This is a genomic window from Martinezella paranaensis (genome assembly GCF_014200235.1).
In the GTDB taxonomy this organism is placed as follows: domain Bacteria; phylum Pseudomonadota; class Alphaproteobacteria; order Rhizobiales; family Rhizobiaceae; genus Rhizobium; species Rhizobium paranaense.
Window position 1 is genome coordinate 1,109,944 of the sequence record NZ_JACHBI010000001.1, and the last position, 13,351, is coordinate 1,123,294.

Here is a 13,351-nt window from a genome sequence, read left to right on the forward strand (position 1 = left end):
GGAAAGGATTGTGCGCTACTCTAAAGTCCTGCTGTGTCCGCAACGCATCCTTTGGATGCCTCGGCGCGGTAGGGTCGCGTAACGGTCAGAAATCGAAAGTGACCATCGCGGCGATTGAGAAAACGATTAGAATCATTAGGACTTGCTCCAATATTTTGGGCAGACGGAGAATTGCATGTGCGGCATTGTCGGGATCGTCGGAACGAAGCCTGTGGCGGAGCGATTGGTGGATGCCTTGCGGCGTCTCGAATATCGCGGCTATGATTCGGCTGGCGTTGCCACCATTCATAACGGCGTCATGGATCGTCGCCGCGCCGAAGGAAAACTCTTCAATCTCGAAAAGCGGCTGGACGTCGAGCCGCTGCCCGGCGCAACTGGCATTGCTCACACCCGTTGGGCGACGCATGGCGTTCCCAACGAAACCAACGCCCATCCGCATTTTGTCGAAGGCGTCGCCGTCGTCCACAATGGCATCATCGAGAACTTCTCCGAGCTGCGCGAAGAATTGAAGGCCGAGGGCAGGATTTTCGCCACCCAGACCGATACGGAAGTCGTTGCGCATCTCCTGGCGAAATATCTCCGCCAGGGCCTCGATCCGCGCGCAGCCATGCTGAAGATGCTGAACCGCGTCACTGGTGCATATGCACTGGTCGTCATGTTCCAGAACGATCCCGACACGCTGATGGCGGCCCGTTCCGGCCCGCCGCTCGCCATCGGTTTCGGCAATGGCGAGATGTTCCTTGGCTCCGACGCCATCGCGCTGGCGCCCTTTACCAACGAGATCACCTATCTGGTCGATGGCGACTGCGCGATCATCACCCGCGCTGGCGCCACGGTCGTCGACTTCAGCGGCCGGGAGGTCAACCGCGTTCGGCAGATATCGCAGGCGACCGCCTATGTTGTCGACAAGGGCAATCATCGCCACTTCATGGAAAAGGAAATTTACGAGCAGCCGGAGGTGATCTCTCACGCGCTCAGCCATTATGTCGATTTTGGCAGCCATCGGGTGCACCCGAATGCGTCGTCGATCGATTTCAACGCCGTATCCAGCCTCGCGATCTCAGCCTGCGGCACGGCCTATCTCGCCGGCCTGATCGGCAAATATTGGTTCGAGCGCTATGCCCGTCTGCCGGTCGAGATCGATGTCGCCTCCGAATTCCGCTATCGCGAGATGCCGCTCTTGCCATCGCAAGCCGCGCTGTTCATCTCGCAGTCCGGCGAAACGGCCGATACGCTGGCGTCGCTGCGCTACTGCAGGGACAATGGCCTGAAGATTGGTGCCGTCGTCAATGTCAAGGAATCGACCATCGCGCGCGAATCCGATGCCGTCTTCCCGATCATGGCCGGCCCCGAAATCGGCGTTGCCTCGACCAAGGCCTTCACCTGCCAACTTGCAGTCCTGGCGTCTCTGGCAATCGGCGCCGGCAAAGCGCGTGGTACGGTCAGCGCCGAGGATGAACAGGCGATGGTGGGCCATCTCGTCGAGATGCCGCGCATCATGGCCCGGGTGCTGAATATCATCCAGCCGCAGATGGAAAGCCTTGCCCGCGAGATCTCCAAATTCAAGGATGTGCTTTATCTCGGCCGTGGCACCAGCTTCCCGCTGGCCATGGAAGGTGCGCTGAAGCTCAAGGAAATCTCCTACATCCACGCCGAAGGCTATGCCGCCGGTGAGTTGAAGCACGGTCCGATCGCGCTGATCGACGAGAACATGCCTGTTATCGTCATCGCTCCCTACGACCGCTTCTTCGATAAGACCGTCTCCAATATGCAGGAAGTAGCGGCGCGCGGCGGCCGCATCATCTTCATCACCGACGAGGCGGGGGCAGCGGCTTCTACCCTGCCGACCATGGCGACGATTACCCTGCCTATTGTCGATGAAATCATCGCGCCGATGATCTTCTCGCTGCCGATCCAATTGCTCGCCTATCACACCGCTGTCTTCATGGGCACGGACGTCGATCAGCCGCGTAATCTGGCCAAGTCGGTGACGGTGGAATAGGCTGCATTCCCCGCTGTTTTCCTAAAATAACGTCGTCGTGAACGGGGCTCTGATCCCGCCGATGACGTGACTGGCGGGTTGTGCTACGTGCCGATTTCTGGCACGTTTCACATAGGAGATGGTGGGGGAATTTGCCGGTTAGCGGTGGCGACGGAACGGAGTTTTCGAACGGCGAATGACGGATAGACCCATCAAAGTGTCTGTGGCAACGCGGATCAGAAACAATTTCCTGGCGGGCCTGATTATCTGCGCGCCAATCGCCATTACGCTCTGGCTCACCTGGTCGGTGGTCCACTGGGCAGATAGCTGGGTCAGGCCCTATATTCCGGCGCGCTACGATCCCGAGAGCTATCTGAATTTCGCCGTTCCCGGCACTGGCCTAGTGATCGCTATGATCTTCATCACGATCGTCGGTTTCCTCGCCAAAAACCTGATCGGTCAGAGCATCGTCCGCTTCGGCGAATCGATCGTGCAGCGCGTGCCGCTGGTGCGAACCATCTACAAGAGCGTGAAGCAGATTTTCGAAAGCGTGCTGAAGGAGCAGGGCACGTCTTTCAAGAAGGTCGGCCTCATCGAATATCCGAGCCCCGGCCTCTGGTCGATGGTGTTCATCTCGACCGACGCCAAAGGTGAGATCGCTTCGAGGTTCAACGCCATGGGGCATGACATGGTGGCCGTTTTCCTGCCGCCGACGCCCGTCCCGACAGCCGGCTTCCTGGTTTTCGTGCCGCGTGAAAAAATCACGATCCTCGACATGAGCCCGGAAGATGGCGCCAAACTGCTGATCTCCGGCGGCCTGGTTTCGCCGGAATATCGGGAAAAGCTGATCGGCAAGGAACTGCCGCCGCCGGCGCCTGTCCCCGTAAAAACGCTGTCTTAGAACTACGCTTTTTCTGATCTCTTCCTCTCTCGCCCACGCGTTTGGGGCGAGTTGTCATGTCCTTATCATGTTGCCGTCTTAGACCGTCTGCCGGAAAGGCAATCGGGGCGCACCTCATTGTCGAAGTCCGGATCACTAGAACCGGATGCATCGTTCGACACGGCTTTGGCCGTGTCTGAAGGTGAATGCCGTTCCAGCAAAAAGGGCTTTTTCATCAGGAGGATATTGCCTTGAAAAACGTGCGTTCAATGACATTGCCGCTGCTCTCCGCAGCGCTCGCCACTTTTGTTTTCTCCGCGCCGATCGCTGCCCTCGCCGATAGCTCCGTCGCCGTCGGCGGCGTCATGTTGGTCAACAAGGGCCGCGTCGCCGTTGGCCGTATCCCGGCCAATCTGCGCGACAAGTTCGGCGAGACCTTCGGCTCCGGTTCGGGTATGTCCATCGACACCAAGAGCTGGGTGCGCAATGCCGATGGTTCCTACAAAGGTTCGCTGTGGCTATTGCCCGACCGCGGCTACAATGCTGTCGGCACGACCGACTATCGCCCGCGTCTCAACACCATCGATGTCCAGTTGACGCCGGTTGCTCCGGGCGCAACACCGCCGGTCGGCAAGGAACAGTCTGGCGTCGATGCCAAGCTCGCCGACACCGTGCTGCTGACCGACAACAAGGGCGCCGACACGACCGGTCTCGATCCGGCTAACGGCACCCGTCAGCCGGCTGATGGCATGCCGCTGCTGCCTCAAGCGCCGAACGGCAAGATTTCGCTCGATACCGAAGCCGTCGCCCGACTGCCCGATGGCACCATGTTCATCAGCGATGAGTATGGCCCCTATATCTATCGCTTCGCCGCCGATGGCCGCATGATGGCCGCAACCCCGCCGCCGACTGCGCTGCTGCCGATGCGCAATGGTGCCGTCAACTTCGCCTCCAACAATCCCGGTCCTGGCGAATCCGCTCCGGACCCGAAGGATCCGACCAGCGGCCGCCAGAACAATCAGGGCCTAGAAGGCATGTCCCTGACGCCGGACGGCAAGTTCCTGATTGCCGTGCTGCAGTCCGCAACCCGCCAGGATGGCGGCGATTCCAGCTCGACGCGCCAGAACACCCGCACTTTGGTCTACGATGCCACCGATCTGGCCCATTTGAAGCTGGTGCATGAATATGTCGTGCCGCTGCCGGTCTTCACCGACGCCAAGGGCAAGACGGCCGTCGCCGCCCAGAGCGAAATCGTGGCTCTCTCGCCGCAGACCTTCCTCATGCTGGCCCGCGACAGCAACAACGGCTACGGCGTGAAGGGCGATAAGTCGCTCTATCGCAGCATCGACATTGTCGATGTCTCAGCCGCAACCGATATTCACGGCACGGCATTCGATGCCGATAAGCCGGTCGCTCCCAAGGGTGTCGTCGATCCCTCGGTGAAGCCGGCGGCTGTGAGCCAGTTCATCGACATCAACGACAGCGCCGATCTCGCTCGCTTCGGCCTCCACAATGGTGCGCCGAACGATCGCAACAATCTCTCCGAAAAGTGGGAAGCCATGTCGCTCCTGAGCGTCATGGATCCGAAACTGCCGGACGATTACTTCCTGTTCGTCGCCAACGACAACGACTTCCTGACCCAGGACGGTTTCCAGGTTGGCGCGGCCTATAAGGGCGATGGTGGAGCTGATGTCGACACCATGTTCCAGGTGTTCCAGGTCACGATCCCCGGCCTTTCGGCCAAGTAACGGCCTATGATTTGGATGGACGCGATTGCCGCGTCCATCCACCTATCCCGCTCTCAGAAAACGGATCGCCTCGTCGCGGCGGAAGAGATAGAGCAGGGTACGCACAGCCATGCCACGCTCACCCGTCAGCTCCGGATCGCGCTCGATCAGATAGGCGGCGTCCTTGCGGGCGATTTCCAGGAGATCGGCATGGGCCTCGAGGCTGGCGATGCGGAAGCCGGGCGTTCCGGACTGGCGCGTGCCGAGCAACTCGCCCTCACCACGCAGCTTCAGATCCTCCTCGGCAATGCGGAAACCGTCCTCGGTGTCGCGCATGATCGACAGCCGGGCATGACCAGTTTCACCCAACGGGCCCTTATAGAGCAGGATGCAGGTGGACGCCTCGTCGCCACGTCCGACGCGCCCGCGCAACTGGTGCAACTGCGCCAGACCGAAACGCTCGGCATGCTCGATCACCATGATCGTCGCGTCCGGCACATCGACGCCGACCTCGACCACCGTTGTGGCGACCAGCAGGCGGATATCTCCATTCTTGAACGCCATCATCACGGCATCTTTTTCCGGTCCGCTCATGCGGCCGTGAATGAGCCCGATCCCAGGCCCCAGCGCCTTGGTCAAGCTCGCATGCCGTTCTTCGACCGACATTAAATCAGATTCTTCGGTTTCCTCGACAAGTGGGCATATCCAATAGGCTTTTTTGCCTTCGGACAAAGCGCTCTTCAACCGTGCAACGATATCGCCGGTTCGCTCGGTCGGAATGGTGATCGTCTGGATCGGCTTGCGGCCGGCGGGCTTCTCGGTGAGCTTGGAAACGTCCATATCGCCGAAGGCGGCAAGTACCAGTGTGCGTGGGATCGGCGTGGCGGTCATGACCAGCATATGCGGCGAGATGCCCTTCGCCGTCAGCCGCAAGCGCTGGTGCACGCCGAAACGGTGCTGCTCGTCGACGACGGCCAGCATGAGATTGGCGTAGCTCACGCTATCCTGAAACAGCGCGTGCGTGCCGATGACGATCTGCGCTTCGCCGGACGCGATGCGTTCCAGGATGGCGTCGCGCTCGCGGCCTTTGGTACGGCCCGTCAGCACTTCGACGGTAAGATTGGCACTGGCGGCAAATTTCGAGATCGTCGCATGATGTTGTCGCGCCAGGATTTCGGTCGGCGCCATCAACACCGCCTGGCCGCCGCTTTCGATGACCGCGGCAATCGCCATCAATGCCACCAGCGTCTTGCCGGCGCCGACATCGCCCTGCAGCAGCCGGAGCATGCGCTCCGTGCCCGCCATGTCCTTGAGAATATCGGCCACGGCTTCCTTCTGACTGTTCGTCATGGAGAAGGGAAGGGATTCCAATATGTTCCGGCTGATTGTTCCCGTAGGACGCACGGGCTGGCCGGCAACCTTGCGCAGACGCTGGCGCACAAGCGACAGCGACAACTGCCCAGCCAGGAATTCGTCATAGGCAAGCCTGCGGCGGGCTGGCGCCTGCGGATCGATATCGGCAGCATCCCGCGGCGCATGCAGCATGTGGAAGCCGTCTGAAATCGAGGGAAAGCCTTGCTTCTGTGTGAGCGCCGCATCGTCCCATTCCGGCAGTTCCGGTATGCGCGTTGTGGCCGCTTCGATGGTCTTGCGCAGGAATTTCGGCGAGAGCCCGGCGGTAAGGGGATAGACCGGCTCGACCAACGGCAGGTTCTCCGCCTCGCTTTCGCGCATGATGTAGTCCGGATGCACCATCGACGGCCGGCCGTTGAACCAGTCGACCTTGCCGCTGACGGTCACTACTTCATCGATCGGCAGTTGCTTTTCCAGCCATTGCGCCTTGCCGCGGAAGAATACCAGACCGAGTTCGCCGGTTTCGTCATGCAGGAAGACGCGGTAGGGCACGTTGCTGCGCGCATTCGGCGGCGGCTGGTGGCGGTCGACGCGGCCGGTGATGGTGACGATCGCGCCCTGCGGCGCCCGCGCAATGCCCGGCTGCTCACGCCGGTCGATGATGGAATGCGGCGCATGAAAGAGCAGGTCGATGACCCGGCAGTCGTCGATGCTTTCCCGATCGAGCAGCTTCACCAGCAGTTCGGCAATCTTCGGCCCGACGCCGGGCAGCGAAGAGACGGAGGTAAACAGCGGATCGAGGATGGCGGGTCGCATGGCCGGCAAAATGCGACGGGGAGGGTGGCTTGGCAAGGCCTGAGGGTCATGCGAGCTTCTAGGAGGCACATACTCCCCGGAAAATTGCGCTCGGCATGCTTTTTTCCGAAAAACCGGTTCCCACCTTTCAAGGCTGGTTTTATAGAGACCCATCAACATAAAGGTGTTTTTGATGACTGGGCTGACTCTCAGCAGTGCCGATCTCGATCCCCGCCGCCGGCGCATTCTCTTTCGCTGTTGGCACCGCGGTATCCGCGAGATGGATCTTGTTTTCGGTCAGTTCGCCGACAACGAATTGCCCCGGCTTGCCGAGGCCGAACTCGATGAACTCGAGCGCATCATGGCCGAGGAAGACAACGATCTCGTCAAATGGATACTCGGAACGCAGCCGGTGCCGGAGCATCTGCGGACGCCGTTATTCATACGCCTTGCCGCCTACCAGCCCGATTTCGAGCAGGTCGCCGAAAAGCTTGGGATAACCAGATGATCCCTGGTTTCGACGCGAAGAAACTGATCGCGGCAAGCGAGCCGCTGACGATTGGCCATGTTCCCGCCGGCCTGGAGCCTTTTCTGCTGGCCGAGCTGGCGAAAACAGGCCAACCGGTTGCCTATGTCATGTCCGATGGCCAGCACATGGCCGACGTCGAACAGATGCTCGGTTTCATCGCGCCCGATATTCCGGTCCTGACGCTGCCCGCCTGGGACTGCCTTCCCTATGACCGCGTTTCGCCGAGTTCCGACACCTCGGCCCGCCGCCTGGCAGCGCTCTCCGGTCTGATCGCCCACCATCACAAGCCGCATGCCGCGATCGTCCTGGTGACGGTCAATGCCATGCTGCAGAAGGTGGCGCCGCAGGATGTGATCGAGAGCCTGGCCTTCTCTGCCCGGCCGGGCAATCAGGTGCATATGGATGACATCGCCGGCCGTCTGGAGCGCAACGGCTTCGATCGTGTCGCGACGGTGCGCGAAGTCGGCGAATATGCCGTGCGCGGCGGCATTCTCGATGTTTTCGTGCCGGGTACGGAAGAGCCGGTGCGCCTCGATTTCTTCGGCGACACGCTGGAAAGCATCCGCAGTTTCGATCCCGCCAGCCAGCGCACCACCGGCCAGATCCGCTCCCTCGACCTCAACCCGATGAGCGAAGTGACGCTGACGCCGGATACGATCAGCCGTTTCCGCAAGAACTATCTTTCAGCTTTCGGCGCGGCGACGCGCGACGACGCCCTCTATGTCGCTGTCTCGGAGGGACGTCGCTATGCCGGCATGGAACACTGGCTGCCGCTGTTCTATGAGAAGCTGGAGACGGTTTTCGACTATCTCCGCGGCTTCCGGCTGGTCACCGATCACACGGTGCGCGAAGCGGCCGAAGAGCGTTCCAAGCTCGTCTTCGACTATTACGATGCCCGTCTGAATTCCGGGCAGGCGGCCAAGGGGCAGATGGCGCAGGGCACGCCCTACAAGCCGGTAACGCCCGGCCAGCTCTATCTTGACGGCAATACCTTCGCCAAGGCACTCGATGCCTTCAATGCTATGCGCATCTCGCCCTTCAATGAACATGAGGGCGAGGCGCGCCGCGTCGTCAGTGTCGACGCCCGTCAGGGGCCGCGCTGGGCACGATCCTCCACCGAGAGTGCCGATAGCGAGCGCGTCAACGTCTTCGATGCCGTGGTCAAGCACATCGCCGACCGCCGCGCCGCCGGCGGCAAGGTCTTGATATCGGCCTGGACGGAAGGTTCGCTCGATCGCCTTTTACAGGTGCTGGCCGAACACGGGCTTGCCCGCGTCAAGACGATCGAAGCCTTCAAGGATATTGGATCGCTGGAGAAGGGCGAGGCGGCCGCCGCCGTGCTGAGCCTGGAAGCAGGCTTCGAGGCCGGCGATCTCGTCGTCATCGGCGAGCAGGACATTCTTGGCGACCGCATGGTGCGCCGCTCCAAACGCCGCAAACGCGCCGCCGATTTTATCTCCGAAGTGGCTGGTCTGGACGAGGGTTCCATCGTCGTCCATGCCGAACACGGTATCGGCCGTTTCGTCGGCCTCCGGACCATCGAGGCGGCCGGCGCGCCGCATGCCTGCCTCGAGCTGCAATATGCCGACGATGCCAAACTGTTCCTGCCGGTCGAAAATATCGATCTCCTGTCGCGCTACGGCGGCGAGGGCACGGAGGCGCAGCTCGACAAGCTGGGCGGCGGCGCCTGGCAGATGCGCAAGGCCAAGCTTAAGAAGCGCCTGCTGGACATGGCCGGCGCGTTGATCCGCGTCGCGGCCGAGCGCCTGACGCGGCATGCGCCGGTGCTGACCTCGCCGGAAGGGCTTTACGACGAGTTTGCTGCCCGCTTCCCCTATGACGAGACCGAAGATCAGATGAACGCCATCGACGCGGTGCGCGACGATCTCGGCGCTGGCCGGCCGATGGACCGCCTCGTCTGCGGCGACGTCGGCTTCGGCAAGACTGAAGTGGCGCTGCGCGCCGCCTTCGTGGCCGCCATGAATGGCGTACAGGTCGCCGTCGTCGTGCCGACGACGCTGCTTGCCCGCCAGCATTTCAAGACCTTCTCGGAGCGCTTCCGTGGCTTGCCGATCCGCGTCCAGCAGGCCTCGCGCCTTGTCGGCGCCAAGGATCTGGCGCTGACCAAGAAGGAAGTGGCCGATGGCAAGACCGATATCGTCGTTGGCACGCATGCGCTGCTTGGCTCCGGCATCCAGTTCGCCAATCTCGGCCTACTGGTGATCGACGAGGAGCAGCACTTCGGCGTCAAGCACAAGGAGCGGCTGAAGGAGCTGAAGAGCGACGTGCATGTGCTGACGCTGTCTGCAACGCCGATTCCGCGCACGCTGCAGCTCGCCATGACCGGCGTGCGTGAACTGTCGCTGATCACCACCCCGCCGGTCGACCGCATGGCGGTGCGCACCTTCATCTCGCCCTTCGATTCGCTCGTCATCCGCGAGACGCTGATGCGCGAGCATTATCGCGGCGGCCAGAGCTTCTATGTCTGCCCGCGCCTGGCCGATCTCGCCGACATCCACGCCTTCCTGCAGTCGGATGTGCCGGAGCTGAAAGTGGCTGTCGCGCATGGTCAGATGCCGGCCGGTGAGCTCGAAGACATCATGAACGCCTTCTATGAAGGCCGTTATGACGTGCTGCTGTCGACTACCATCGTCGAATCCGGTCTCGACGTGCCGACGGCCAATACGCTGATCGTCCACCGCGCCGACATGTTCGGCCTGGCGCAGCTCTATCAGTTGCGCGGCCGCGTCGGTCGGTCGAAAGTGCGCGCCTTCGCCCTCTTCACCTTGCCGGTCAACAAGGTTCTGACGACGACCGCGGAGCGCCGCCTGAAGGTGCTGCAGTCGCTCGACACGCTCGGCGCCGGCTTCCAGCTCGCAAGCCACGATCTCGATATCCGCGGCGCCGGCAATCTGCTTGGTGAAGAACAGTCCGGTCACATCAAGGAAGTGGGCTTCGAGCTTTACCAGCAAATGCTTGAAGAGGCTGTCGCCGAGGTCAAGGGCGTCGACGAGATCCAGGATACCGGCTGGTCGCCGCAGATTTCCGTTGGCACGCCTGTCATGATCCCCGACGATTACGTGCCGGACCTGCATCTGCGCATGGCGCTCTATCGCCGCCTCGGCGAGATCACCGAGATCAAGGAGATCGACGGCTTCGGTGCCGAAATGATCGATCGATTCGGCCCGATGCCGCTGGAGGTGCAGCATCTCCTGAAGATCGTCTACATCAAGTCGCTTTGCCGCATCGCCAATGTCGAAAAGCTGGACGCCGGCCCGAAGGGCGTCGTCGTGCAGTTCCGCAACAAGGAATTCCCGAACCCGGCCAACCTCGTCGGCTATATCGCCAAGCAAGGCACCATGGCAAAGATACGCCCCGACCAGAGCGTCTTCCTGACCCGCGACCTGCCATCACCGGAAAAACGGCTCCAGGGCGCGGCTGTGGTGATGACGCAGTTGGCGGAATTGGCGAAGTAGTGGGTGCGATGGTATGTAGCAAATACCATCAGCAGCAACTCGCGATTCGATACGGATACTGGCGTGTTGGGCCGAGGACAAAAGTCAATAATATTCCCCGTCAAGGGTCTGGCTATGGGAGCTCATGCTATAGGCAACCTTGTCACTCCACGTGTATTTTAAACCTCCAAGAGTGAGCTAGCTCTCGCAATACAGACTGCACTCAAGTCGATTGCGGCTGCAAATATCGGTCGCGGAGATGAACTGTAGTTTGATCTATGCTCGGGTAAACCGTTGTTGCATTAATATTGATGCTGTCGAGTTGGGCGAGGATATGCTTCTTGTTCGTGATCCCTATTCGAGCGATTTCAATCCCGTCGGTGCCAACTTCCGGCAATATCGCCTCATGTCCAAATAGGAGGAATGCACCGGACTGAGATTTTATTCTACTGTTCGTCCTCTTAGCTTTGACACAGAGGATGGAGCCGAGATCATCGGGCTGGATGCGACCTTCAAAGTAGCTTTTTTCCGATTTGATATGGTGAAGTAGCTTGTGAGCGACATCTTCATTGTTAAACTGGATCAACTCCATACCGAGATTAATTTCGCTCTTTTGGCTGTTAGTGAGATTGGACAAATTGGATAAGCAACTCACAGTATCAGAGTCGTAGTATTTGATCTTCTCACGCTCGATACGGAATATGATGACTTCTCCGTCACTGTTCATAAGATCTTCCCTGCAATAACAGGCAAAAAATAGCGCCATTAGTGGATTGCCGGAGATATCCAACAGGCGGGTGGGTAGCCCGTAGTGCTGCATACGAACCAGGCGGTCAAAGCAATATTGATCGCCTTGGAATTCGTCATAATGCGCTATGAGTAATTCCTTACAGAGCCGATCCTCGTTCGGCATGTATTTCCATGCTCCATCCGGCCATTTCCTGAGAAGCGAAGGCGTCAACTCAAAGCTCGCATCCTCATGTCCACGATAGAAGTTTTCCATCGAGGTATTAACGGGCAATCCATGGAGTAAGCCAAGGAAAATCTCAACGCTATCTGCTACACCGATGATATTCTTCTCGCGCACCGGAGGCTCGGCAACGACGGTTGTCTCATCGGGAGTTAGCTGTTGTTCGATAGCGCCATGAAACTCTGGATAAGCTTGCGCAATCTTCCTAAGAATGTCTCGAAAATCACCCGATCGAACGGCCCAGTGCGTCCGGTAGAGCTGAAATCCGTCAGCCCCGAAGAGCTCTTTAGCCTCTTCTACGCTATCAAACTTTACCTCTCCAAAATCGATCACCACCTTAAAACGGGTCGAAACCTCTTTTCTGTCTGCTTGCGTCTGTCCTATGTGACCGTACTTGATCAGCATCGACACGAAGCCCAAATCTTTTGAAATCTCGCTACATAAGAATGTCGGCAACTTCTCAAGAAAGTCTATGGCGGTCGATCCAACCCCCTCGAGCCGCTTCTCGATATCTGTAGGGGTATATTCGAACATGCGACCTCTGCTCATGGTGAGGTCAATTTCATCCCCGTCTAGATAGTCCCGGTTGCCAAAGGAGATATAATTGAAGTTCTCCGACACGCCAGCGCTCCTCTGCGGCATATGCAGCCCTGCAATAGTCTGGGCTAGTATTCACATCTATCACCCCTACAATAAGATCTGGCTAACGGCCATAATATTGGAGCGGTGAAATTGGCGACGCGATACCTAACAAGATGAAGATCTTTTTCCGGGAGGCTGCGCTTACCTTAAGCCGAATTTTCGTGCCTCCGAGGAAAACTACGCACTGATTGCAATCTATCTGACCACGAGAGAAAACTGGAATGCGACGGGAAAGCCTCGAATCTAGAAATTAAGGCTCCACAATTGGCACAAAGCGGTCTCCCACCTCTCTAAAATGGTCGTCAACCTTTGCTCCCTAACGATGGAAATAGGAATACGCTCAATTCATCCCAGCCCGCGCTTCCGCCTTTAGCTTGGCGATATCCCGCAGCGCCCCAACCAGAACGTCAGGCGTTTGAGCACCGCTCACCGCATATTGCTGGTCGAAGATGAAGAAGGGCACGCCGTTGACGCCGATCTTTTGGGCGGCGTCGATTTCGCCGACGATGAGATCGCGGTCGGCGTTGGAGGAGAGCAGGGTGGCGATGACGGAGCGGTCGAGGCCGGCCTTTTCGGCGATGTCCAGCAGCACGGCATGATCGCCGACATTGCGGCCTTCTTCGAAATTGGCCTTGAACAGGGCGGTGACCACCTTTTCCTGCTTCTCGCGGTCCTCGGTGCCTGCCCATTGGATGAGGCGATGGGCGTCAAGCGTGTTCGGGCCGATCTTGATCGCTTCGAAATCGAACTTGATGCCCACTTCGCGGCCGAGATCGGTCAGCATCTTGTGCGCCTGCGCGACGCGCTCGGCGCCGCCGAGCTTCTGCTCAAGCGCCGTCTTCTGGTCGACGCCTTCGGGCGGATAGTCGGGATTGAGGCGATAGGGCCGCCAGTTGATGTCGACGCCCACTTCGTCCTGCACCTCGGCGATTGCCAGCTCCAGCCGAGCCTTGCCGAGATAGCACCACGGACAAACGACGTCCGAGACGATATCGATCGTGATGCGTTCCATGGCTCAA

General features: G+C 59.6%; 8 protein-coding genes. 5 read left to right on the forward strand and 3 right to left on the reverse strand.

All coding sequences use genetic code 11. The features are described from left to right. Positions 1-175: 175 nt before the first annotated feature. From glmS to GGD50_RS05455, 3 genes are all read left to right on the forward strand, one after another. Positions 176-2,002 carry a glutamine--fructose-6-phosphate transaminase (isomerizing) gene (gene glmS, locus GGD50_RS05445; RefSeq protein ID WP_107107993.1) on the forward strand — a complete coding sequence of 609 codons (1,827 nt, stop codon included), beginning with the start codon at positions 176-178 and terminating at the stop codon, positions 2,000-2,002. A 175-nt stretch (positions 2,003-2,177) separates the two neighbouring features. Then, positions 2,178-2,882, forward strand: coding sequence for a DUF502 domain-containing protein (locus tag GGD50_RS05450; RefSeq protein ID WP_107107994.1), 705 nt, complete (start codon positions 2,178-2,180; stop codon positions 2,880-2,882). Positions 2,883-3,112: 230 nt separating this feature from the next. Continuing rightward, positions 3,113-4,609: an esterase-like activity of phytase family protein gene (locus GGD50_RS05455; RefSeq protein ID WP_107108143.1), complete on the forward strand. Its 1,497-nt coding sequence runs from the start codon at positions 3,113-3,115 to the stop codon at positions 4,607-4,609. Positions 4,610-4,651: 42 nt separating this feature from the next. On the opposite strand, the gene recG is transcribed toward GGD50_RS05455, so the two are convergent. Beyond that, positions 4,652-6,757: an ATP-dependent DNA helicase RecG gene (gene recG / locus GGD50_RS05460; protein ID WP_107107995.1), complete on the reverse strand. Its 2,106-nt coding sequence runs from the start codon at positions 6,755-6,757 to the stop codon at positions 4,652-4,654. A gap of 172 nt (positions 6,758-6,929) precedes the next feature. Between recG and GGD50_RS05465 the strand changes: the two genes are divergently transcribed. Continuing rightward, positions 6,930-7,244 carry an FAD assembly factor SdhE gene (locus GGD50_RS05465; RefSeq protein WP_107107996.1) on the forward strand — a complete coding sequence of 105 codons (315 nt, stop codon included), beginning with the start codon at positions 6,930-6,932 and terminating at the stop codon, positions 7,242-7,244. After that, positions 7,241-10,741, forward strand: coding sequence for a transcription-repair coupling factor (gene mfd / locus GGD50_RS05470; RefSeq protein WP_107107997.1), 3,501 nt, complete (start codon positions 7,241-7,243; stop codon positions 10,739-10,741). Before GGD50_RS05465 ends, mfd begins: the two co-directional genes overlap by 4 nt. Before the next feature lie 202 nt (positions 10,742-10,943). Here the strand turns inward: mfd and GGD50_RS05475 are convergent, their stop codons facing one another. Further along, the gene (locus tag GGD50_RS05475; RefSeq protein WP_245407459.1) at positions 10,944-12,311 is read right to left on the reverse strand and encodes an FRG domain-containing protein; all 1,368 of its coding nucleotides are present in this window, start codon (positions 12,309-12,311) and stop codon (positions 10,944-10,946) included. Between the two features lie 361 nt (positions 12,312-12,672). Continuing rightward, positions 12,673-13,344 (reverse strand): DsbA family oxidoreductase, encoded by a 672-nt coding sequence (locus tag GGD50_RS05480; protein WP_028753186.1) that lies wholly within the window; start codon positions 13,342-13,344, stop codon positions 12,673-12,675. Positions 13,345-13,351: the final 7 nt, after the last annotated feature.

Coding starts and splice junctions, on each gene's coding strand:
- GGD50_RS05480 (WP_028753186.1), bottom strand. CDS start 13,344: ATGGAACGCATCACGATCGATATCGTCTCGGACGTCGTTTGTCCGTGG.
- glmS (WP_107107993.1), top strand. CDS start 176: ATGTGCGGCATTGTCGGGATCGTCGGAACGAAGCCTGTGGCGGAGCGA.
- GGD50_RS05465 (WP_107107996.1), top strand. CDS start 6,930: ATGACTGGGCTGACTCTCAGCAGTGCCGATCTCGATCCCCGCCGCCGG.
- GGD50_RS05450 (WP_107107994.1), top strand. CDS start 2,178: ATGACGGATAGACCCATCAAAGTGTCTGTGGCAACGCGGATCAGAAAC.
- recG (WP_107107995.1), bottom strand. CDS start 6,757: ATGCGACCCGCCATCCTCGATCCGCTGTTTACCTCCGTCTCTTCGCTG.
- mfd (WP_107107997.1), top strand. CDS start 7,241: ATGATCCCTGGTTTCGACGCGAAGAAACTGATCGCGGCAAGCGAGCCG.